At 40.8% G+C, this 22,646-nt stretch carries 23 protein-coding genes, 1 tRNA gene, 1 rRNA gene and 1 other RNA gene; 20 read left to right on the top strand and 6 right to left on the bottom strand.

Features of this window, described 5'->3' with window-relative positions:
• Positions 1–114: 114 nt before the first annotated feature.
• On the bottom strand, positions 115–396 hold the full coding sequence (locus BLU58_RS15535; protein ID WP_218122205.1) for a helix-turn-helix transcriptional regulator: 282 nt from the start codon (positions 394–396) through the stop codon (positions 115–117).
• Between the two features lie 226 nt (positions 397–622).
• On the opposite strand from BLU58_RS15535, the gene BLU58_RS15530 reads away from it, so the two are divergent.
• From BLU58_RS15530 to BLU58_RS15520, 3 genes are read left to right on the top strand one after another with little or no spacing between them, the layout of a single operon-like run.
• The gene (locus BLU58_RS15530; protein ID WP_093293690.1) at positions 623–1,375 is read left to right on the top strand and encodes a GntR family transcriptional regulator; all 753 of its coding nucleotides are present in this window, start codon (positions 623–625) and stop codon (positions 1,373–1,375) included.
• A 27-nt stretch (positions 1,376–1,402) separates the two neighbouring features.
• On the top strand, positions 1,403–1,873 hold the full coding sequence (locus BLU58_RS15525; RefSeq protein WP_093293688.1) for an NUDIX domain-containing protein: 471 nt from the start codon (positions 1,403–1,405) through the stop codon (positions 1,871–1,873).
• A 43-nt stretch (positions 1,874–1,916) separates the two neighbouring features.
• Positions 1,917–2,510 (top strand): HD domain-containing protein, encoded by a 594-nt coding sequence (locus BLU58_RS15520; RefSeq protein ID WP_093293685.1) that lies wholly within the window; start codon positions 1,917–1,919, stop codon positions 2,508–2,510.
• Between the two features lie 329 nt (positions 2,511–2,839).
• On the opposite strand, the gene BLU58_RS15515 is transcribed toward BLU58_RS15520, so the two are convergent.
• The 5 genes from BLU58_RS15515 to BLU58_RS15495 form a co-directional block, all read right to left on the bottom strand.
• Positions 2,840–3,280, bottom strand: a complete 441-nt coding sequence (locus BLU58_RS15515) for a M67 family metallopeptidase (protein WP_255404750.1) — start codon at positions 3,278–3,280, stop codon at positions 2,840–2,842.
• Between the two features lie 257 nt (positions 3,281–3,537).
• The gene (locus BLU58_RS15510; RefSeq protein WP_093293683.1) at positions 3,538–4,086 is read right to left on the bottom strand and encodes a hypothetical protein; all 549 of its coding nucleotides are present in this window, start codon (positions 4,084–4,086) and stop codon (positions 3,538–3,540) included.
• A 287-nt stretch (positions 4,087–4,373) separates the two neighbouring features.
• A complete protein-coding gene (locus tag BLU58_RS15505; protein ID WP_093293680.1) occupies positions 4,374–5,540 on the bottom strand; it encodes a BMQ_0737 family morphogenetic spore coat protein in 1,167 nt (388 codons plus the stop codon).
• Positions 5,541–5,712: 172 nt separating this feature from the next.
• The gene (locus BLU58_RS15500; RefSeq protein WP_369813824.1) at positions 5,713–6,051 is read right to left on the bottom strand and encodes a DUF1360 domain-containing protein; all 339 of its coding nucleotides are present in this window, start codon (positions 6,049–6,051) and stop codon (positions 5,713–5,715) included.
• A 25-nt stretch (positions 6,052–6,076) separates the two neighbouring features.
• Positions 6,077–7,282 (bottom strand): hypothetical protein, encoded by a 1,206-nt coding sequence (locus BLU58_RS15495; RefSeq protein ID WP_093293674.1) that lies wholly within the window; start codon positions 7,280–7,282, stop codon positions 6,077–6,079.
• A 193-nt stretch (positions 7,283–7,475) separates the two neighbouring features.
• On the opposite strand from BLU58_RS15495, the gene BLU58_RS15490 reads away from it, so the two are divergent.
• From BLU58_RS15490 to BLU58_RS15410, 17 genes are all read left to right on the top strand, one after another.
• A complete protein-coding gene (locus BLU58_RS15490; protein WP_176786718.1) occupies positions 7,476–8,075 on the top strand; it encodes a TetR/AcrR family transcriptional regulator in 600 nt (199 codons plus the stop codon).
• Between the two features lie 142 nt (positions 8,076–8,217).
• A complete protein-coding gene (locus BLU58_RS15485; RefSeq protein ID WP_176786717.1) occupies positions 8,218–10,242 on the top strand; it encodes a YhgE/Pip domain-containing protein in 2,025 nt (674 codons plus the stop codon).
• A 217-nt stretch (positions 10,243–10,459) separates the two neighbouring features.
• Positions 10,460–11,401, top strand: a complete 942-nt coding sequence (locus BLU58_RS15480) for a metal ABC transporter solute-binding protein, Zn/Mn family (RefSeq protein ID WP_093293665.1) — start codon at positions 10,460–10,462, stop codon at positions 11,399–11,401.
• A 1-nt stretch (position 11,402) separates the two neighbouring features.
• Positions 11,403–12,161: a metal ABC transporter ATP-binding protein gene (locus tag BLU58_RS15475; protein WP_093293661.1), complete on the top strand. Its 759-nt coding sequence runs from the start codon at positions 11,403–11,405 to the stop codon at positions 12,159–12,161.
• 21 nt (positions 12,162–12,182) lie between these two features.
• Positions 12,183–13,040: a metal ABC transporter permease gene (locus BLU58_RS15470; protein WP_093293658.1), complete on the top strand. Its 858-nt coding sequence runs from the start codon at positions 12,183–12,185 to the stop codon at positions 13,038–13,040.
• Positions 13,041–13,078: 38 nt separating this feature from the next.
• Positions 13,079–13,513: a Fur family transcriptional regulator gene (locus BLU58_RS15465; RefSeq protein ID WP_093293655.1), complete on the top strand. Its 435-nt coding sequence runs from the start codon at positions 13,079–13,081 to the stop codon at positions 13,511–13,513.
• A gap of 107 nt (positions 13,514–13,620) precedes the next feature.
• The gene (locus BLU58_RS15460) at positions 13,621–15,057 is read left to right on the top strand and encodes a TldD/PmbA family protein (RefSeq protein WP_093293652.1); all 1,437 of its coding nucleotides are present in this window, start codon (positions 13,621–13,623) and stop codon (positions 15,055–15,057) included.
• 1 nt (position 15,058) lies between these two features.
• The gene (locus tag BLU58_RS15455) at positions 15,059–16,429 is read left to right on the top strand and encodes a TldD/PmbA family protein (RefSeq protein WP_176786716.1); all 1,371 of its coding nucleotides are present in this window, start codon (positions 15,059–15,061) and stop codon (positions 16,427–16,429) included.
• Positions 16,430–16,494: 65 nt separating this feature from the next.
• Positions 16,495–16,989, top strand: a complete 495-nt coding sequence (tadA, locus tag BLU58_RS15450; RefSeq protein WP_093293645.1) for a tRNA adenosine(34) deaminase TadA — start codon at positions 16,495–16,497, stop codon at positions 16,987–16,989.
• 50 nt (positions 16,990–17,039) lie between these two features.
• Positions 17,040–17,131: transfer RNA gene (locus BLU58_RS15445), tRNA-Ser, on the top strand.
• 380 nt (positions 17,132–17,511) lie between these two features.
• Positions 17,512–17,778, top strand: an RNA gene (gene ffs, locus BLU58_RS15440) — signal recognition particle sRNA large type.
• 261 nt (positions 17,779–18,039) lie between these two features.
• Complete coding sequence (locus BLU58_RS15435; RefSeq protein WP_093293643.1) at positions 18,040–19,167, top strand: two-component system sensor histidine kinase NtrB; 1,128 nt, start codon at positions 18,040–18,042, stop codon at positions 19,165–19,167.
• 15 nt (positions 19,168–19,182) lie between these two features.
• Entirely contained in the window at positions 19,183–20,997 is a 1,815-nt protein-coding gene (gene dnaX / locus BLU58_RS15430) for a DNA polymerase III subunit gamma/tau (RefSeq protein ID WP_255404751.1), read from the top strand.
• 25 nt (positions 20,998–21,022) lie between these two features.
• Positions 21,023–21,334, top strand: coding sequence for a YbaB/EbfC family nucleoid-associated protein (locus BLU58_RS15425; protein WP_093293637.1), 312 nt, complete (start codon positions 21,023–21,025; stop codon positions 21,332–21,334).
• A gap of 25 nt (positions 21,335–21,359) precedes the next feature.
• Entirely contained in the window at positions 21,360–21,956 is a 597-nt protein-coding gene (recR, locus tag BLU58_RS15420) for a recombination mediator RecR (protein ID WP_093293634.1), read from the top strand.
• A gap of 132 nt (positions 21,957–22,088) precedes the next feature.
• On the top strand, positions 22,089–22,337 hold the full coding sequence (locus tag BLU58_RS15415) for a pro-sigmaK processing inhibitor BofA family protein (RefSeq protein WP_143123817.1): 249 nt from the start codon (positions 22,089–22,091) through the stop codon (positions 22,335–22,337).
• Between the two features lie 238 nt (positions 22,338–22,575).
• A 16S ribosomal RNA gene (locus BLU58_RS15410) occupies positions 22,576–22,646 on the top strand; the annotation flags it as partial.

The raw sequence follows: 22,646 nt of genomic DNA, 5'->3' as shown, positions 1-22,646 counted from the left end.
CCCACATGCCTTGTAGAAATCCATGGGAATGGGTCTCGATCTGGAATTGGAGAACTTCTAAGCGGTATTCAATTTTAGATAGAACCGGATTCATTAAGTTTCACCCCTTATGATTTATTGGGCTTGCTGATTTAACCATTCTTCAAGTTTGTGTTTCGGAACGACTTTTCTTTTGCCGATGTGAACGACAGGGAAACTAGGATTACGCAATAGTTCGTAAACTTTAGACCGACTAATACCAAGTATTTCGGCCGTTTCTTTTGCACTGTAAGTTTTAATAGATTCTGATCGTGTTTCTAATTGGCGTTCGATTGGTTGATGTTTTAGATGAAGTATTCTTGCATTGAGTTCGGCTACTTCTTGAAGAAGTTGATTCATATGATTTGTTGTGTTCATTTTACGCACCTCGTTTTCTTTTTTGGTACATAACATATGGTATGTACCTTTATATGAAATATACCACATGGAATGTACCAATGCAATACTTTTTTGAATATTGTTTAATAAACAGAACATATCTAACTAATCTCTCTTTTTGCATGATAATAATCTTTCTGATAATATATTTGTATAGTTACTGGTCTTTACCAATTGGTTTCTATTATTGAGGAGGTCACATTAAATGGAAAAGAATACTAAAATTGATGAGGTAGTAGAAACAATCCGCCAACGAATCAATGAGAGTATATATGTTTCGGGTCAACAGTTACCTTCTGAAAGATATCTGTCAGAAGAATTTGGAGTAAGCAGAGGGACAATCCGTGCGGCTCTTTTGCGCCTTCAAGCAGAGGGATTAGTGGATGTAGTTCCTAGAGGAGGGATATTCGTAAAATCAACTCAACAAAAACAGAAAATGGACCCCATGAAATCAGGTAATTTCATTTCTCAGATGAGAAAACAGGGGAGAAAAGTGATTAGCAGGTATCTAGAAGAAACAAAGAAAACCCCTGCGGGTAGTGAGATAGCAGGAAAAATGGGCATTATAGAAAACTGTGAGGTTATTTTAAGACATCGCATTCAAATTGTTGATGGTCTACCTTATAGAATCATTAAAACCTATCTTCTTACCGATCTAGCAGAAGGACTCCTCGGTAAAGACGATCAACAAATTCCACTGTTTGATCTATTGAAGAGCAAAAACTTTCATCCTACTAGAGCGTCAGAAACAATCAACTGTCGTATTCCTACTAAAGAAGAAGCAAAGCAACTCAACATTTCTAACATTGCACCGATTATAGAAATTGATCGGCTACTTTGGGGAATCTATTCAGATACAAAGGATACAGAAGTGCTCTTTGAGTATAGCAAGATAATATGTAACGCTTCTCTAAATGAGTTGCATTACAATTACGATATCAACACAGAAAAAAGCTAGATCTAACAAGGCAGGGAGGTTGTACTATTGGCTAGAACAGATTATTATCACGAATCAAATTCCCCTCGAGCAAATTTGATAGTTCCTGCTGCATCGGCAATTGTAGTAAATAACAAGGGAAAGCTTTTATTACACAAGCGAAAAGATAATCAATTATGGTCTCTCCCGGGAGGAGTAATGGAGATAGGAGAAACGATTGAAGACGCAATTATGCGTGAGGTAAAAGAAGAAACTGGTTTTATTACTGAAGTAAAAAAATTAGTAGGTGTTTATACTGATCCTCAGCATCTTATTGAGTACTCAGATGGTGAGGTTCGTCAGCAATTTTCAATTTGTTTTGAATGTCATATTATCTGTGGTGAAAAATTTGTTAGTCATGAATCTACATGTGTTGAATTTTTTTCAAAAGAACAATTATCCAAAATGAACTTACATCCAGCTCAATCGGTTCGAATTAATGACTTTTTCCGAAATCAAGAAAGGGCTTTTATCAGATAGCGTGATATAAGCATCAGTATAAAGAATAAAGGAGACAGATTATATGATATCGTTGCTTGTTGACTCGCAAGATGCAATAAAAACTAGTTTTGATCCTCAAGAGCTTAGTTATTATCTGCCTCCTACACAAGATCGCTATCACCATATACTAGGTGTGGTTGACCGAATGAAAGAGCTAGTCAAAAAGATCGTGATTCCTGATGAATGGAGGACTCAACTTATTCAAACTGCTTTTTTACATGATATTGGGTATAGCGAACAGTTGAATCAATATAATTTCCATCCATTAGATGGAGCTCTTTTTGTGCAGAAGATAGGAATTTCAAAGTCTGTTTTGGCGGCTATTCTTTTTCATTCAGATGCTTATACCAGTGCAAAACATATTCGACCTGATCTATTCGAGGTGTATTCTGACAACTATGATTTACTAGATGAGACAGATCATATGTTTATCGATCTTATCACTTATTGCGATATTCATACATCTCCAACAGGAATAGAGATCACACTTCAAGAGCGTGTACGAGATGTGGTAAGGCGGTATGGAGAGGGACACCCAGTAAGTGATATGATGCTGTTGAGTCAGACGTACTATCAAGAAGTGGAACAAAGGGTTGAAAAAATGTTTAATCGATAGATTCTTATCAGCAACGCAGATAAGATATAAATGCAAACCAATTGCAAACAAACTCTGCATACAAATGGAATATACCACTGGTAGAACCATATGATTTTCAAGGCTTCTAGACATGCATAATGATGAAAAAAACCTAAAAAACACTTAATTCGCATTTCCTAAACTGGGTGTCGGAGGTTCGAGTCCTCTCGGGTGCGCCAGTGATATCAAGGGGTTTGAAGTTGTTTTATGCTTCAAACCCCTTAACTTCTAACGAATCTTCTAACCAATTGCATGAGCATGGGGCTGTCCCGAGTAGATCTTCTACTTTGGAACAGCCCCGTATCCGATTACATAACTCTATGCTGAATTGGGATAATACGATGATTCACAATGCGAAAGCAACGGACTTCTGGAACCGGTTTCATGAGGGATACGATGATGTATACGACTTCTGGATAATTTGCATAAGCTACGTCAATCTTGGATGGGTATGGAGGGGCTGTAGGATGTGAATGATAGATTCCTACTAATTTATTGGATTTACTCTTTATATGCTGAAGTACTTCTCTAATCTGTTTGGGATCCATTTCAAATCGATCTGGTTTTTGTAAGATATTGATCATAGGAAATATGGTAGTAGCCCCTTGATCGTTTTTCCCTGATAACAATCCACACGCCTCTAGAGGACGAGATTCCAAGCAATGTTGAATCATCGTTTTAAAAACATGCTGATCAAACGTAAGGTCAAGAGCACCTGTTAGTGGGTTATGACGACCTGCGTCCCCCACAACACCCCTTTCGAGCACCTGTTTTCTGTTGCCATTGGCTAGGTTGTTGACTGGGTGTTTGAACAGGCCTTGCAAAGCGTTGTGAACTCGGAGGCATAGATGGTGTGCTTGGTGGCATCACAGGTAACACCGATTTTCGAGGTTTAAATGTCCTCCATTGTTCCATACGAGGGTCCATTTCCCTACGCCCTTTCTTTTATCAAATTTTTAAAAGGACAACATGACTGGATGTCTAGTGTGGGCATCCTGTTATGAATTTATCTGTTTTGGACTGCATGTTTTGCAAGTCTCTCCATTTTCTTAAAACCATCTGAGCGGATATTTGCTAAAGGATACTCTGCTGGAACGGGTTGGCTGGGACTGGATGCACCGCTATAATTGGTAATGCTATTTTTGGTTTCCTTGACCCGCCCCACTCTCAATCTTTGCTGTAACTCGTGAATCAATCGAGCCTTTCCTTCTACCTCTAAACGATTTTGGTCTTTCTGCGCTCTGAATTCCTTGATCATTTCTTCTTGTTGTTTGAGAACACTTACATAATTTTCTGTCTGCTCCTTGTATCTGGAAATCATTTCCTCCTGTTGTTTGAGATCAGCTTGATATTTGTCTTCCTGATCTCTATAACGTAGGAGGTCCTTTTGAGCTTGCTCGAGTTCTTCTTGGTATTTGATAGCTTTCTCTTTATAGTGTAGGACAAGTAGATCCTTTTGCTCTAGTTCTTTTCGATGACTTTCTTCCTTCGTCTTGTACCAATTTATAATCTTGTCTTTCTCATTTAATAAATTTTTCCCATTCCAAAATGCCATGAGGTTTCATTCCCTCCTCTAGTGATGGTTTCTATAACAGTTTATTCAAACACCTCACACGTGTTCTCACAATATAGTCTGTTTAGACATCACTTTTATTCATTGAAAGATTTTCTTATAGCCCCCAAGTTATCTTTTTGACTAATAAACGGAGCTACTCTATACATATTACGCCCATATTTTCGCATTAGAAGTAATCAAGGGAAATAGCTGTTAGCCAAACTACAGGATAACAGCTATTCCCTAAAATCACATGGTCATACTTTGTTACATCAAGAGGTCCGTTTTTACGTTGGGAAGTTTCCGCAATGATTGATTACAAGTTCATTTGAAGGAACTGCAGAATTCACAGCCGTAATGCTAACTCCTCCTAGACCACCTGGGCTTTGGATGATCAATTCATAAGCATCCGCACCAACTTGTGCTTCACGCAATTGTAGTGAGTAGGCTACAGAGGATGCTGAACCGCCAACGGTTACGAGACCCGTTCCTGTTATTGTTTGCGTTTGACCTATCGCATTTGTCTCGCAATGTTCTGCTTCCGCGCCATTTGCAGTGAAGGAAATGTTTTGAGTTGGGTCTTCTGTATTTACATAGTTGTAGGAGATAGTCGTGTTCAATGCCGAACAGCTGTTGCAAGTTGTAGCTAACAAGTATTGGGTACCAGTAGTAAGGTCTTCGCCATTTAGATTTAGTGTACAGGTTGCTGAGCCCACATCACAGAATGTGTTGACTACTGCTTGACAGTCACAACCAGCTTGTGGATAGAAGTCGCTGCTTGGTGGGCAAAGCAGTGGTGGGCAGACAGTTGGTGGAATTGGAATCGGTGGACGTGGTTGACAACACTTCGCTAATACTTCCAATTTCACCTGCGCCAATACTTGGATTTCCTTACAAATGAAGAGCTCTACATCTACAGAAAGTAAGCTTGCAAGTGGGACGCCTATTGCTGGTACTAGGGTAGTTACCGCACAATCACCGCTGATAACTCGACAGATGAGGTTGTCACTGGTAAATCCATCTGGGAAGCTAAGAACGAGTTGTTGAACAAATAAGGCATCTGCTTCGAAGGTACAAGTGGTTTCGAGACCAAGCTCACTTGTTCCGTTTAAACTAATTTCAACAGGAATCGTTTGTTGCACCTTCACCACTTTTGCACTTGATCCGTCAATATTGGCAGGACGGACATCTAAGACAGTACAGCCTTGATTTCCTACACAATCGAGTGGGAAGAATGGTTCTGATAGGACACTACATGTAATGGAGGTAACAGTTGCAACCGCACCGTTAACACCACATTCAAGTAATGAGACTGTTGGTACTGCTAATGAGGCGGTGATGTCTTCTGTCAAATAAACGAAATCGAACACCTTGGGAACGCAGATGCACTCAGCCTCTACGTTATTGGGAATCGGCGGAATAAGATTCTGACCACCGCGGATCGGTCTTACCATACTTGATTCCTCCTTAGTAAACTATTGGTACACAACATATATATACGCAAACTATCGAAATGTTGTGTGAGTCGAATAGCATTTTTTTGCCTATTTTTTTATATGGTACATTGTCAAAAATAAATCATCTTATTTTTATAAATCATCCAAATGATACGTACGAATCCCTTCCTTACTCTACATATAGTTTTGATTCAATCAAAGCTGCTGCTCCGGCAATGGCTAGGATTATATGGAGAGGAAAGGATAATGGGATCCATACATAGAAGGAAAAAAGGAGGATGGTAGACCAAATACCCACGCACCAGTAACAACTCAGAAGTAGACCAATCCTGTAGCGCCAACCCGATCCCTTTATATCCACATTCCTTACTAACTGTCCGGCTTCATTCGTTTGATATGAGATTTCTAAAAAGGGCTTTCGCAGGACAGCAGTAATCTCATCAAATACGATTAAGCGGGTAAGTCGAAACGATGAGAGAATCAATACGATAAAATCAAACCAGCTCATGTAGTCCAATGGAGAATCCCCTTTCTTAAAAAGATAAAACGATTTTGTTATGGGAAGGAAACTGAAGATCTTGTTCTTGGAAGAAGACGATAGCTTGAATGGTGACGCTGACACCATCTTTAGGCTTTGGAATGGAGAGTTGAAAATTGGGAAATGAATGTTGATCACCAGGGGAGATTTGGAGTGATTGAATGGGGCGAACCCAATATTCACCTCGCTGATTTGCTTTTTCGAACCAATCATCCTCAAGATACCTCCAGCCAACGACGCCATTTCCATCAAAAGACTGTACTCCTAGATTTTCTACTTGCTTGGGTGGGATAATCTGTCCGCTGAGTTTTACGTTTTCTTTGGGAGCCGTATGAATGCAAATGACAGGATTAAGCAAATGACTGGTCCCAGTATTTTTAATATAGATACTTCCTATAACTAAGAAAGGGGTGTTTTCCTCATTTGGAACTAGGATTTGATAATCCAAATATACTTCTGCATTCATTTGATTTGGACTTATATGGGTAAGGTTTCTTTTTTCTCTTTCGGCTCTTAGAGGGATGGCTGACTTGGTCATGGTTGCTGGCTGGATAGGGGCTGGTTGATCCCCTTTACTATGAAAAAGAAAAGTGCTGAGGGTGTCGGCGGAGGTGTACGGAAGCAGACTCCAAGGATGTTCTCTTGTTAAGCCTCTAAGAAGTGCTGATATCAAGGTTTGGGTTATATTTTCTTGAACTTCTTCCATGTTTTTAGTAGATGCAGGGATGTGGCACTGTATTTCTAATAAAGGAATGGAAGGTTTTTTCTTCATGTTCTGCTTGATTTCTTGATAAAATCCATTTTCTTCAAATTCTCTTTGAAGGATAAGAGCCCACGACTTTGAGTGAGATCCGCTATAGGAAATGTAGAATTGCGAGGTTAAGTTGTCTGAAATAGTGTATGTGATATGGAGGGAAAGCTCACCGGCTTTTGAAAGTGTGGAATTGGGTTTTAATTGAATAATCGCTATCCCGATTTTCCTGAAGTATGTTTGAATTTTTTCTAAAATTGAATCTAGGAAATCATGTGCTTCGGCAACGATGTATATTTTCTTATCTTGTAAAAGAGGGGAGAGGTTTAGTGTCCTTTTTTGTGAATCCCATTTCGTTGTGAATCCCATTTGTTCATACAATATGCGATAGATGGGTAGGGAGTCGGATGGTACTTTCATTATTTTATCGTCATGTTGAATGGATATCATGAAGACCCTCCTTATGCAATTGCTTCCTACTTCATCTTATGATGTAAAGGATAAAAAATAACAATTTTTATCAAGATGGTTTTATCCCATTGTTTTATGATATTCATTAGAGTTTTAAATTTTACCTTTGAAAACGTTTGCATTTCCGTGTAAGATGTTCTTAACATCGAACGGATATAGGAGTGTGCTTATCATGCGCCATCAAAAAGTGGATGTTATACTTCAAGCGGCTGTAGAGGTATTTTCTGATCAAGGCTTTGACCAAGCAAAGATGGATGATATTGCACAGGCGGCAGGTGTAGCAAAGGGAACGATTTATTATCATTTTAAGAGTAAAGAGGATTTGTTTACCGGATTAATGGATGAAGGTATGGAGAAGTTGATTGGTTGTGCGAAGCGCCATATCGATATTGGGGATTCCCCAGTTGATCAGATGCACGGATTGATTCGAGCCCATAGTCAATTTTTTATGGAAAATGGAAAGTTGGCCAAGCTACTTTTGAATGAAGCTTTTGGAACAAAGGAGCGACAACAAAAGTTCCGTGCGAGCATTCGTGAATATATTCAACTAATTGAGTCACTGATTGAGAGAGGGATTGCTACTGGCGATTTCCAATTTGATTATCCATCTGAAATGGCTATTGCAATCTTTGGAGCAGGGAGCGTATTGGTTCTGCATAAACTTTATACTCTCGAGGATAGTGCTTGGACTTCTGATGAGTCGGAAGAAGTTACTCAAATGATTATTCAAAGTTTGAGCCAACTCGTTTTTCGTAGTTTGTTAATAAAATAGATGATATTGCAAGGCACAAAGTACTTCCTTTGTGCATATTTTTATATTATAATACGTGTTGACTGACCAGTCAGTATTATAAATAAGCGACCTTATTATACATGAAAATAAAGTTTTTCCGACCTTGAAGGGAATGTACGTAATGCTCAAACGAAAAAAAGCAAAGGCTCTCCTTCTGGAGTACTCCGATTTTGCGAAGATCTGGCAAATTAAATCGATGCGGTTGGCTATGCTGGGGGTATTGGCGTTGCCTCTCGTATACAGCTTTATTTATTTGTGGGCCTTTTTTGATCCATATGAAAATGTAAAGTATTTACCTGTAGCTGTGGTAAATGAAGATGTGGGTGTGCATAAGTCTGATCGCACTGTAGAAGCAGGAAAAAAGATAGTAGATAAGCTAAAAGATAATTCGAAAGTGAAATGGGAATTTGTGAATCGTAAGCAGATGGAAGATGGGTTTCAAGATGGATCCTTTGCTCTTGCGCTTATCATCCCTAAAGACTTTAGTGAGAAGGCATTAACAGTTGATAGCCCTGAGCCACTTCAAGGTATGATTGAATACCGATCGGATCCGAGTCAAAACTATCTAACAAGCCGATTAGGAAATAGCGTAGTTCAAACTTTAAAAACGGATTTAGGAAATGAGATTACGAAAGAGTTTTTAACAGAAATGTTTGCTGAGTTACATAAAAGCACAGACAAACTACAAGAAGCAGCGGATGGGGCCCAAAAGTTAACGGACAGTATACAAAAAGCTAAAGATGGCACCGAGACAATGATTGCAAAGACAGAAGTATTGAAAGATGGTGCTCAGAAGGTTGCGGCAGGAAATGCGAAGTTGGTTTCCAATCTTCAACAGACTGTTAAAGAAGTGGAAGAGGGATTAAAAAAACTCCGTATTACTGAGGAAAATATTAAAAAGATACAGAGCAAGGTACATGAATATAATAATCTTATTCAAAACAAAAAAAGTGCGATCGATAAAGGAGAGAGAGTGGATCTATTTCCTCTTACTAAAGGATTGAAAGAAGCATCTCAACTGCAGGGAAAAGCGAGTCAAAATCTCGAGGAGTTGATAAAAAAACATCCTGACTTAGCAAAAGAACCAAGTGTAAAGAGTCTTCAAGATACTCTTCATCTGCTCCAAGAACGGAATACAGGAAGTCAGGTTGAAGCTAGTAAGCTGGATAAGCAATTAAAAAAGTTGTCTTCTGCTTCTTCATATGAAGACTTTGCAAAAGAGTTTCAGAAGTTGACTAATAGCCTTGATGCTGAGATTGCGAATCTGCAAAAAAAGAAAGAAGAGATTCCAGACGGATTGAAAAAAGCACAAGAATTAGCAGATGGTAGTGCTAAAGTAGCGCAAGGGGTTACGAAACTACAAAAAGAAGGATTGGGAGACTTATCCAAAGGATTAGGCCGGATCATCAATGAGGGTTCAGACAGACTAGCGTCAGAGCTACAAGACGGTGTAGATAAGGCCAAGGAATCATTGGTTGCGGATACGGAGAAGGGATCCGTTATGTCTGATCCGGTTCATGTAAAGGAAAACGAGCTTCATAAAGTACCAAACTATGCAACTGGATTTGCGCCTTACTTCCTTTCCCTTTCTTTATGGGTAGGAGCGATGATTCTCTTTACTATCTTTGATATTTTCCAATTCTCATCGAAGATCTCGTATCGTCCTGTGCGACTCGGGATGGTAAGTATCGTTGGGATGGTTCAGGCGGTTATTACTTCACTAGCTCTAACGCAAGGATTGGGAATTAAAGTGGAACTTACTATCTGGTTGTATGTATTTACGATGTTAATGGGTGTGACATTTATCGCTATTAACCAGATGTTGGTGACGTATCTGGGTAACGTTGGACGCTTCATGGCGATTGTCATTTTGATGTTCCAATTGGCATCAAGTGGGGGAACGTACCCGATTGAACTTTCTCCGGACTTCATCCAGATGATCCATCCATTCTTACCGATGTCGTATACAGTACACGGATTACGAGCTATTCTATCAAATGGTAACGAAGCTGTTGTGTATCACGATGCACTTATTTTGCTGGGTTATTTCGTTGGAGCGGTGATTTTGACCCAGATAGGTGGAAGATACTTGGGGAAGAAAAAAGCAGCGAAACAAGAATCGTCTATGCAGTCGCTAGCTAGTTAAGCTGTATAGCAAGTTATACTTTGTTGATGAGAGCCTGCATGTAGCGGGCTTTTTCTATAGGCTTTTTTGTTAGCTAACTTCAATTAAGGAAATAATAGGTAAGAAAAAATGAAATAAAGAACATTTAAAACGTAATATTTACGATTTACAACCGTTCATCCCTTCCTATATAATGATGTTACTTTTAAAAGATGCACGTTTTTGGAGGAAAATAGGTATGAAAAAACAGTATTTTTACGGAATAATTGCTTCTTGTCTTTTTTTAACATCTATAATAGGTTGTTCGTCAAAAGAATCGAAGGATGGTGCAAATCAGAATGGTTTGGTATCGATTGTGACGACACTATATCCATTAGAAGATTTCGCTAAGAAAATCGGAGGGAGTCATGTTCAAGTGACGAATGTGGTTCCGGTCGGAACGGAGTCCCATGATTTTGAGCCATCTGCTAAAGATTTAGCGAAGTTAAGTAAGGCAAATATCTTTCTATATCACGGATCAGGATTTGAGTCATGGACGGAGAAGGCAGCCTCTAATCTAGATAAGAACAAGACGAAAATAGTGAACGCATCGGATGGACTAGCTTTGGAAAAAGAAGGCGGAGCCAAAGGAGATCATGGCCACGATCACGAAGGAATGGACCCGCATTTATGGCTAGATCCTACTTTGGCTAAGAAAGAATCCCGTAAGATTTATGATGCGATTGTATCAGTGGATCCAGCTCATAAAGAGGAATATACTAAAAATTTTGCTGAGCTTGAAAAGCAATTTGATCAGTTGGACGGGGAGTTTCAAGCGATGGTGAAACAGGCAACAAAGAAAGAATTTGTTACGTCTCATGCCGCATTTAGCTATTTAGCTCATCGATATGGTTTGAAACAGATTTCCATATCAGGGCTTTCACCTGAGGATGAGCCAACACCGAAAGAGCTAAAAGCAATTATTGATGAAGTGAAGGAGCATCAGGTGAAGTACATTTTCTTCGAAACACTAGTGAGCGGTAAGATGGCGGATGTAGTAAAAAATGAAGTGAAGGCAGAAGCGCTCATCTTAAATCCACTTGAGGGATTAACAGCAGAAGAGCTTAAGAGTAAACAAGATTATTTTAGCGTGATGAGAAAGAATAAGGAAAATCTAGCGAAAGCATTAGGTGCGATGTAATATGAGTACTCCGATACTAAAGGTGAGCCATCTTTATTTTTCCTATGGGAATCAAAAAGTACTTGATGATGTGTCTCTATCTCTCGAAGAAGGGGAATTTCTAGGGATTGTAGGGCCAAACGGTTCTGGGAAGTCTACTTTGATGAAAATGATACTGGGGTTGATGCGGCCACAGCAAGGGGAAATCGATCTCTTTGGTTCTTCGATTGCTCATTTTAGGGAACGTTCAAGAATTGGTTATGTTTCACAAAAGGCGAATAGCTTTAATCTAGGGTTCCCGGCCACAGTGCGGGAGATTGTAGCGTCTGGGCTTACGGGAAAGCTAGGGCTGTTTAAAAGATATAAAAAGTCTGATTGGCGACGTGTGGATGAAGTAATGGAGCAAGTAGAGTTGTCTCATTTGGCGAATCGGAATATCGGGAAGTTATCAGGAGGACAGCAACAACGAGCATTTATTGCTAGGGCTTTGGTGGGGAATCCGGAGCTTTTGATATTAGATGAGCCGACGGTTGGAGTGGATGCGAAATCAACCACTCAATTTTATGAGCTAGTGCGATTTCTTCATCAAAATCAGGGGTTGTCAGTGATCATGGTAACGCATGATATTGGTGTTATCTCTTCTTATGTGGATCGAGTGGCGTGTCTGAATAAGAGACTCTTTTTCCACGGAGAGGCGGCTGAGTTTCAGCGACGTCAGAAGGAAATTCTCTCAGCGGCATATGACTACGATATTCAACTAGTAGAGCACCATCACCATTAGGATGGGAAGGAGGTAAGAAGTTTGATTGAGGATTTTTTACAGTATGAGTTTTTACAACATGCTCTTTATGCAGGGCTTTTAATCGGATTAATCTCTCCGTTGATTGGCGTATATTTGGTCGTGCGGAGGCTTTCATTAATTGCTGATGCGCTATCCCACGTTACGTTATCCGGGGTGGCAGCAGGTTTATTTCTTCAAAAGAAATTGAATCTGTTTACAGAGATCAATCCCATTTACATAGGGATGGGCTTTTCGGTGATAGGTTCTCTGTTTGTAGAGCGATTGAGGCGGATGTATCGTACTTATTCGGAGATTGCGATTCCCATTATTATGTCTGGTGGCATTGGGCTAGGGGTTGTGCTGATTAGCGCGGCAGATGGATTTAATGTTGATATTACTGGATATTTATTTGGAAATATATTGGCAGTACGAACCGATGAATTGCAGATGATTTTGATGGTGGCGGCAATCACACTATTGGTACTGTTTTTATTTCGGAAAGAATTATTTGCTTTGTCATTTGATGAAGAAAATGCTGTTTTAACAGGTGTAAATCGTTCGTTGGTTCATTTTCTTTTTATTGTAGTGGTTGCGCTTGTGATTGCTTCTTCCATTCGAGTGGTGGGGATTTTATTAGTATCTGCATTGGTTACCCTACCTGTCGCAACTGCTTTACAACATACGAATAGTTTTCGACAAACATTGATTGCTTCTGTTTTATATGGTGAATTATCTGTTATTTTAGGGCTACTGGCTGCCTACCGCTTTGATTTAGCTTCTGGAGGGGCGATTGTACTAGTTTCTATCATGATGTTGTTATGTGTGTTTTTGATCAAAAAGGTTGTTTATCTGATCTCACGAATACGGAAAAATAGATAAAGAGCGGTTTCCATAGATTCTGATAGGGGCGATTGTAGATGGATTTACAAGGAGCACTCGAGATACTGAAGAGAAATGGCTATAAATATACGGGAAAGCGTAAAAGTTTGGTAGAAGTTTTTTATAGGGAGAGTCGTTATCTTAGCGCGAAAGAAGTTTTGGATTATATGCAAGCGGATTATCCAGGACTTAGTTTTGATACGATTTATCGTAATCTAGCTTTATTTGAAGATATTGGTATAGTAGAGGCAACCGAATGGCACGGGGAGCGGCGTTATCGTTTTTGTTGCGGAGGAGATGAGCACCACCATCACCTGATATGTACGTTTTGTGGAAAGACGAGGACGATCCATGTTTGCCCGATGAATGCCATTTTGGGGAAGCCTGAAGACTTTGATATAACAGGACATAAATTTGAAATCTATGGAACTTGCTCATCATGTAAAACAGAGGTAGCTGTACCCAACATGTAAGAAAAAGACTTAGGAACGAATCTAGGTCTTTTTTCAATTTTAAAGGAAAATACGATTAAGAAATGAATTATTTAGATAAGATTTGAACCCTTGTTCAGGAGGAACCTATGGAGCACATAGCTAAATTCGCAATTCAAGAGGCTGAGAAGCTAGGGGCCGAGTATACGGATGTTCGTGTTTCTCAATTTATCAAAGAGGAACTCGAAATCCAAAATGGGGAATTAGAAAAGCTTCTTTATCATGAGGATCAAGGGATTGGGATTCGAGTTTTGGTAGAAGGAGGATGGGGGTTTGTTAGTACCCCGAAGCAGTGTGAACAAGAGGTGCGAAAATGTATCGTGCAGGCAATCGGGCTAGCGAAAGCAAGTGGGTCTGTTCGTCAAGAAAAGTTGGTATTAAGTCCAATTGATAAAGCAGTTGCGGAATATCGTACTCCCTTCAAAAGGGACCCATTTGACGTTCCCTTAGCAGAGAAGATGGAGTTATTAGAGATCGCTAATGCAGCCTTACGGGTACAGCCTGAGGTGACGGTGGCTAAATCGATGATGTATATGCATCGGGAAGAAAAGCTCTTTTTAAATAGTGTGGGCTCTCATATTTATCAGGAGACAACCATTGTAGGTGCAGGAATTCAAGCGGTGGCATCGGATGGGAAGGATGTACAAGTTCGGTCTTATCCGAATACGTTTCAAGGTAACTTTCAGCAAGCGGGTTATGAATATATAGAAGGTTTGGGATTAGTTGAAGAGGCGGCGCGGGTGGCACAGGAGGCGGCGCAACTGTTACAAGCAGATAATTGTCCGGAGGGGGTTCAAACTCTGATTTTGCATGGATCCCAGCTTGCACTTCAGATTCATGAATCTTGTGGACACGCTGTCGAGTTGGATCGTGCTCTCGGCGAGGAGTCTGGCTTTGTAGGGGAGAGTTTTCTTACGTCTGATTGCTTGGGTCACTTTCAGTATGGTTCGGAAATGGTTTGTTTAACAGCAGATGCTACTACAGAAGGCGGAGTGGGCACCTATTTATATGATGACGAGGGGATCCCTGCGCAGAGGACCCCGCTTGTGGAGAATGGAATGTTTGTTGGTTATCTAAGTGGCAGGGATACAGCTCCTCGCATTCATAGCGAAAGCTCAGGAGCGATGAGAGCGGTTGGATGGCAAAACGTGCCGATCGTACGAATGACCAACGTTCATTTAGAACCCGGTGACTTTACGGTTAACGAAATCATTTCCTCTACAGAGTCTGGGATTTACATGGAAGGTATAAAAAGCTGGAGTATCGATGATATTCGATATAATTTCCAGTTCGGTTGTGAAATTGCGTGGGAGATTAAGGATGGAAAGAGAATTAGAATGCTAAAGAATCCTTTCTATACTTCGAATAGTCCTGAATTTTGGTCTCGTTGTGATGCGATCGCCCATGATGATTGGCAATTATGGGGCGTTCCCAACTGTGGAAAAGGCGAGCCTTACCAAACCATTTTTGTGAGTCACGGTGCATCGACTGCTAGATTTCGTCAGGTACAGATTGGAGTGAATTAAGGTGAAAATTCAGGAGCATACGATTGCGAAAGCTTTTTTACAAGCATGCGATTTTGTCATTAATACAGGACAAGGGTTAGCAGATCACATTGCCTGTTTTTTACTGGGAGACCAACATACCTTAACCAGATACGCTAACAATCAAGTGATTCAAAATGTACGAAAGCAAGATCATACGATGATGGTAAAGGTGATTTTATCTGGACGGATTGGAATGGCATCTTGTAACCAATTAGATGAAAAAACTTTGTATCGTACTGTAAAACAAGCGGTGGAGTTAGCTAAATTTGCACCGATTCACCCTACAGTAGCCGGATTCCCTGAGCAGGAAATTATTCCTCAAGTGAATGGTTGTGATGAAGCGACGGAGCAAGTAACGGCCGCTGAAATGGCTAAAATGGTAGATGTCATTGTATCAAATTCAATTGCTAATCATCTGCGAGCTGCGGGCGCCGTTCAGGTTCAAGTGGTCGATCAAGCAGTGGCCAATAGCTCAGGAGTAAGGGTGTACGGGCGACGGACTAAAGCAGAAGTTCATGCCGTTGTCCTAGGAAAAACAGGATCAGGCTATGCATCTGACACTAAAAAATCCTTTTATGATCTACAGGCAGAAGAAGTGGCGCGAGTAGCGATTGAGAAATGCCAATTAAGTGAGGGTGCCATCGAACTACCTGCTGGTGACTATCCTGTTATATTGGAGCAGAAGGCAACGGCAGAGTTACTATCCTATTGGGGTGTGCTTGCATTTAATCCTGTTACGTATCATCAAGGGAACGGCTTTCTATCAAATCGGATGGGATACCGTGTATTAAGTGAACAACTTTCTATTAGTGAAGATCCTTTGGGAAAAGAAGGATTGCCGGATGGTTTTGATTGGGATGGGCTACCAAAGCAAAAAGTTTCGTTGATTCAAGATGGAGTCGCGACAGGTATGGTCTATGATGATGTGACTGGCAAGAAGTACGGGTGTAAATCAACAGGGAATGCAAGGTATCCCCTGAGTCCATCTTATGTGGGGATCAGTCCGTCTCATCTTCACATGGAAGCAGGAAGAACGTCTCGTGCGGATATGATTTCGCAGATGGAGAGAGGAATCCTTATTACCCGTTTCCACTATGTAGGTGTACTTCACTCGAAGGAGATCTTACTTACAGGCATGACACGCGGTGGGACTTTTTATATTGAAAATGGTAAAATTGTTTCACCAGTTAAGAACCTGCGTTTTACAGAGAAGATTCCAAGTGCTTTTAATCACGTGGTAGCGGTGGGAGATCAATCGAAACTGCATAGTTGGACAGGTTTGATGAGTACGGTGAAGGCACCTGATTTGATGTTGTCGACGTTTCACTTTAATGGGGCGGCGAGTCATTAAAAGGAGAGATGTGGGGAAGGTTGCTTCCCCTATAGCAAGTTGTATGACATCGAGAGGAAAATGATATGGAAGAGTTTTATATGAAGCTTGCGATTGAAGAGGCAAGGAAGGCAGAGGAGATTGACGAGGTCCCTATTGGTGCAGTTGTGGTGCTTCAGGGAGAAGTTGTAGGGCGTGGTTATAATGTACGAGAAAAGGATCAAGATCCCACCGCCCATGCGGAGATGATCGCGATTCAGGAGGCCGCGGAGCGACTAGGTAGTTGGCGTCTGATTGATTGTGATTTATACGTTACATTAGAGCCTTGCCCGATGTGTGCAGGAGCTATCATTCAATCGAGGATAAGACGGGTCATTTTCGGAACCCTCGATCCGAAAGCAGGTTGTGCGGGATCGTTGATGAATCTGCTCCAAGATACTCGTTTTAATCATCAGACAGAGATTCAATCAGGCGTATTGCAACAAGAATGTAGTGATCTACTCACTCAATTTTTTCGAGGGATTCGTGAAAAGAGAAAAGAAGCAAAGAAAAACCGCGTGTTAGGTCAATCCAATACTTGACAAGAAAAATAGATACACATAGAATTATATCTTGTAAAGATTTTTACTATGGAGAGGTGTCCGAGAGGCCGAAGGAGGCAGACTCGAAATCTGTTGTACGTCTTCCGGCGTACCGTGGGTTCAAATCCCACCCTCTCTGCCATAGCAAGGGTTTGGGGAGTTCTAACATTTTACCTATAACGTTAGAAGAAGGAAAGTGCAAACAAAATGCAAACCTTTAGTTCGATAAAGTGTTAAACTAATTCCCGAATAGGAAGTCGTCCAATTTCTTGGCGGCTTTTTTTGCGTGTTTGGCGTTACGAGGGAGTAAGTGTCCATGGTAAAAGATATTCCTATTGAGAGTAGCCTAAGCAGTTGACTTGCTACCTCTGCTTGTCTTTTTGTTTTTTGAGTAAGTAGCAAGTACAATGGCTATAATGGCTCCTAAGGGAATCCATTTTATGTCATCAAATCCTTATGTTACTCGGGATCCCCATCACCTACGTTGCCTTGTATGTGGTTTCTGTGTTATAGTAACTATTACCGTGCTAGGTGGGGAGGTAGCGGTGCCCTGTAACCCGCAATCCGCTGTAGCGGGGCTGAATTCCAATCCGAGGCTTTATTCAGTTTATAGCAGGTCTATCAGTCCTGTGTTGAAGATTGGGTCCTACGCAACGAGCACTTCTGAACCGTGTCAGGTCTGGAAGGAAGCAGCACTAAGGGAGATCGTTCGTGTGCCGTAGGGTTGCCTGGTCCGAGCAAGAATGATAGGTGCCGTATAGGTTGTTTGAGTCAGAGATTGGTGCACGGCTACATATGAGAGTTAAGTCAACTTCATGATGGAGTTGGCTTTTTTCGATTTAGGAAGGGTGAGAGGAATCCGGCCCCATTTACATGAACTCAAATTTAATAAAATATATTTTACCAAAAGAAGGAAGTTAGAAGTTAGAAGCGAATTAGTGAAGTAAATACTTGAAAATGGTAGGGATGCGATAGGGATTCCTTCCATTCAAACCCGGAGGATCTGAGATGCCATGGTCTTGAGGCGAGTTATAGTGTGGTGGAAAAGGTATGGTTAATACGGATCGACAAACGTTAGTTAGTACGAATAGTCCGAGGGCATACCAGTTACGGACTCTATTGCCAAACTACAACACGGAGCGTCCTGAACAGATTTTGTTGTCAAAGATGGGAATTGGATATCTCTATTTAGATGAATATCTGATTTTTCGTGAAATGAACCGTTGTGCAGAGCGTTTTCTAGGAGTTACAGCCAAAACGCTTCTTGACAGACAATGGTTTGTTATTTGCAATTTACGACCGATGGATCGAAACAACCTAAGAGCTTTGTATGATTTTTTTGAGGATCTGCAAGTGGAAAAGCAAATGGAAATTAAATGGACGGTTAAGGGATGTGATCGATATCTGTTATTTAAATCGGTTCCCCTTGAATGTGAAAGCAAGAATGATTTTTATGTAACCATCGAAGATATAACGGTACCCAAAATGCTGGAAGAGAACATCAAGCATATGGATCGGTTATCGCATTTGGGGTTAATAGCATCAAATACGGCTCACGATTTAAAAAATGCGTTTACTTGTTTTAAGGGATTCCTTCAGATGGAAAAGGAAAATGAAAGCGGTAGCAAACCAGAACAATGGCATCATTACTTAGAGTTTATACAAAATTCATTAGAAAAGTTTTCAAGTTTTGCCAAAGTGGAGCAACAAAACAGTTTAGAAATCATTCATCCCCAAAAGACTCTTCAAGATACCGTTCGATTTTTACAAGGTCATGCTTCAAATAAAGGAATTCATCTTCATTTTGAGGATCGGAATCGAGACATCCCCCCTGTTGTCGCAAATGAACTTGAGCTTCGGCATGTGATTATGAACCTCTGCATAAATGCAATGGAAGCCTCTAAGCAAGAGGGAGAGGTTATAGTGGAATTAGATTACGATTCCGAGAGAGGGAATGTTGCGATTCATGTAAAGGATGAAGGGTGCGGCATTCCTAAAGTAAATCTTTCTAGAATTTTTGATCTCTATTATACGACTAAGCAAAATGGTACTGGAGTCGGACTATATAATTGTAGGAAGTTAATCGACAGCTTTCACGGTACCATCTCCGTTGAATCAAGTGCTACGGGTACTATTTTTACGATTTTCCTTCCAGCGAAGAAAGCCCACTTTTTTTAGTGGGTTTTCTTTTTGGTGTTTGCTGCCCGATATAGTATCATAAAAGAAGCAAATATGAATGAAGTAGAATTTGAATCGATATGGAGTGTTTTTTCTATGTCCTATCGCGCCTTATACAGAGTATGGAGGTCCCAACGTTTTGAAGATCTGGTAGGACAAGAGTATGTGACTCGAACGCTGCAAAATGCAATTGTGGAGCAACAGTTATCGCATGCTTATTTGTTTAGTGGTCCTAGAGGGACGGGGAAAACGAGTGCGGCGAAAATTTTTGCCAAGGCGGTAAATTGTGAAAGTGGCCCTGCGGCAGAGCCGTGTAATCAGTGTGCAATTTGTCGTCAAATTACGGATGGTGCTTCGATGGATGTATTTGAGATGGATGCCGCATCGAATCGAGGGGTAGATGAAATACGTGATCTACGTGATAAAGTAAAATACGCACCCACCGAAGCTAGATTTAAAGTGTATATTATAGATGAAGTACACATGTTGACGACAGAAGCATTTAATGCCTTATTGAAAACACTAGAGGAACCACCGCCCCACGTTATTTTTATTCTAGCGACAACAGAGCCACATAAATTGCTTCCCACCATTATCTCGCGTTGCCAGCGATTTTCGTTTCGGCGGATATCCTTTGAAGTGATTGTGAAACGTTTACAGTTGATCTGTGACACGAATCAGATTCGATATGAAGATCAGGCTTTATTCACCTTAGCCCGTACGGCTGATGGTGGAATGCGGGATGCATTAAGTCTGTTAGATCAAACGATTGCATTTGGGGGAGAAGTTCTTACTGAAGAAGTCGTTAGGTCGGTGCTGGGAATTGTGAGTAAAGAGATGATGTACCAGCTAATTCAAGGCATACATGAGCGGAATCCCGGTCTTATACTTCAATTGTTGGATCAGCTTTCGGCAGAAGGAAATGAGCCTGATCGTATTCTTTATGATCTTGTTTATACATGTCGCGATTTGTTACTTATCCAAACAGCACCAAAAGTAGCAAAGTTGCAAGGAGCAGAGCAAAATGGATCAACTGCAGGGTTAGAAACGAAAGTAACAACTAAGCAACTCCAAGCAATTCTTGATTCTTTGCTTCAGGACCAACCTCACTTGAAGCATGTAAGCAACCCGAGGATTTTTTTGGAAATGTCCCTGCTTAAAGCGATGAATGGGGGTGCTAGTTCTGATCGAGATATCGGACCTTTCTCACAGGAAATCCAAATGCTACATCAAAAAATAGCACAATTGGAGAAAATAGTGGAGAGGTTGGTTCAATCGTCGCATGATGAACCGCAAGTAGTAGAGGGTCGAGATTCCCAGCAGGTTGAAGTGGTGCCAAGACAATCCCTTCCGAGGGCTACGGTTCAAAGAGGTAAAAAATTGTCTCCGGAACTACTCGCAAAAACATCACCGACAGCGTTGCAAAAGGTTCAGCAATCATGGAGCGATATCTTGCATAAATTGCGTAACGAACGAATGGCCGTTTATGCGTGGCTCGTCAATGGAGAACCCGTGGCTGTTACGGATCAAGTGGTGATTTTGGCTTTTCGAACGGAGATTCACCGTGAAACCACAGAACGACAACCCTATCGTGGAATTATCGAGAGAGTGATCTCCCAAACTCTGCAACATACCTATCAAATTCAAACGGTTATGTGGAGTGACTGGGAGTTAGTTCAGCCAAAGGAGGAGCAAAAAAGCTCTTCTGAAATGGTAGAGGATCGTGTAGTATCTAAGAGACAGGAATCCCCTAATCAAATGGATTCGTCCATTGTGGATCAGGCAATTACGATATTCGGGAAAGATCTAGTCCAGATTAAAAAGGATTAGTTTTATACAAGAAAGGATGATTTGAATGCGTAACATGAATCAAATGATGAAACAAGTTAAAAAAATGCAACAAGAGATGGCAAAAGCTCAGGAAGAATTAGAACACAAAGAAGTAGTAGGGACAGCAGGAGGCGGAGTAGTGAAAGTGACGATGAATGGTCATAAACAACTTCGCGGAATTGAAATTGCTCCTGAAGTAATTGATCCAGACGATGCAGAAATGCTTCAAGATTTAATCACGGCCGCTTTCAATGAAGCACTTAAACAAGTGGAAGAGCTAGTAAATAAAGATATGGGTAAATTTACAGGTGGAATGAATATCCCAGGATTGTTTTAGAGAAACAGGATAGAGGTGTCGCCCAGTGTATGTACCTGAACCAATCTCGAAACTAATTGAGAGTTTTGTTCGTTTGCCAGGGATTGGTCCGAAGTCGGCTCAACGTTTGGCGATGTTTGTTCTTCGGATGGAAGAGGAAGATGTAATGGATTTTGCTAAGGCGTTGGTGCGTGCTAAGCGGGATTTACGTACTTGCTCGGTTTGCGGAAACATCACCGATCAAGATCCTTGTTATATTTGTAGCGATTCCAAGCGAGATCGTAGCACTATCTGTGTGGTTCAAGATACGAGAGACTTGATGGCAATGGAGAGAACGAGGGAGTTTAATGGTTTATACCATGTGTTACACGGCGCAATCTCCCCTATAGAAGGCATTGGTCCAGAACAGTTAAAAATACCGGATCTCCTTAGAAGGCTAGGAGACGAGACGATTAAGGAATTGATTCTGGCCACCAATCCCAATATTGAGGGAGAGGCAACGGCTATGTATCTCTCGAAATTAGTCCGTTCTTTTGGGTTAAAAGTAACTCGGATTGCTCATGGATTACCGGTGGGTGGGGATTTAGAGTACGCAGATGAAGTTACACTAACAAAAGCATTAGAAGGTAGAAGAGAATTATAGCATATCATTATAGAGGAAGAGCAGCTGATTATGTTGGCTGCTTTTTCTTTTTGCATACGTTGGGGGTTGCGATCATAGAATGAGAACAAAACTGGATAAGGGTGACAAGCTGTGGAACTTATTAAATGGTGGATGTTAGCGGGATTTTTAGGAATTGTTTTGTTTATGGTTGTAAGCAGATCAGTTATAAAACCGTTACGATGGATGTGGCGAGGTGTTATGTATTCGGTGATTGGTGGTGTTGTGTTACTTGTAGTAAACTGGATTGGAACATTTTTTGGATTCACGATAGCTATTAATCCAATTACAGCGACGATTACAGGTGCTTTAGGACTTCCGGGTTTAGCATACTTACTAGCAGTACAGTTTTTTTTGATCTAAACCTATATTTTTTGAAATAGTTGTTGACTCCCTTTTTGGGACATGATATATTATTACATGTCGCCGCGATACGGTGGCACAAATAAATAAGCAAGTGTTCCTTGAAAACTAAAGAGTGAATGAACCAAGACCTGTTAATTAATTTAAATTGAGCTAATTAAACTCGGAAGTTCGAACGGCTGTGCCGTCGAACTAAGAGAATGCTAAGCACGCAGATAACGCGTACTAAACATTCTCTTTAACGGAGAGTTTGATCCTGGCTCAGGACGAACGCTGGCGGCGTGCCTAATACATGCAAGTCGAGCGAGG

This window comes from Thermoactinomyces sp. DSM 45892 (assembly GCF_900107305.1).
Taxonomy (GTDB): Bacteria; Bacillota; Bacilli; order Thermoactinomycetales; family Thermoactinomycetaceae; genus Baia.
This window is presented reverse-complemented; position numbering and strand designations above follow the sequence as displayed.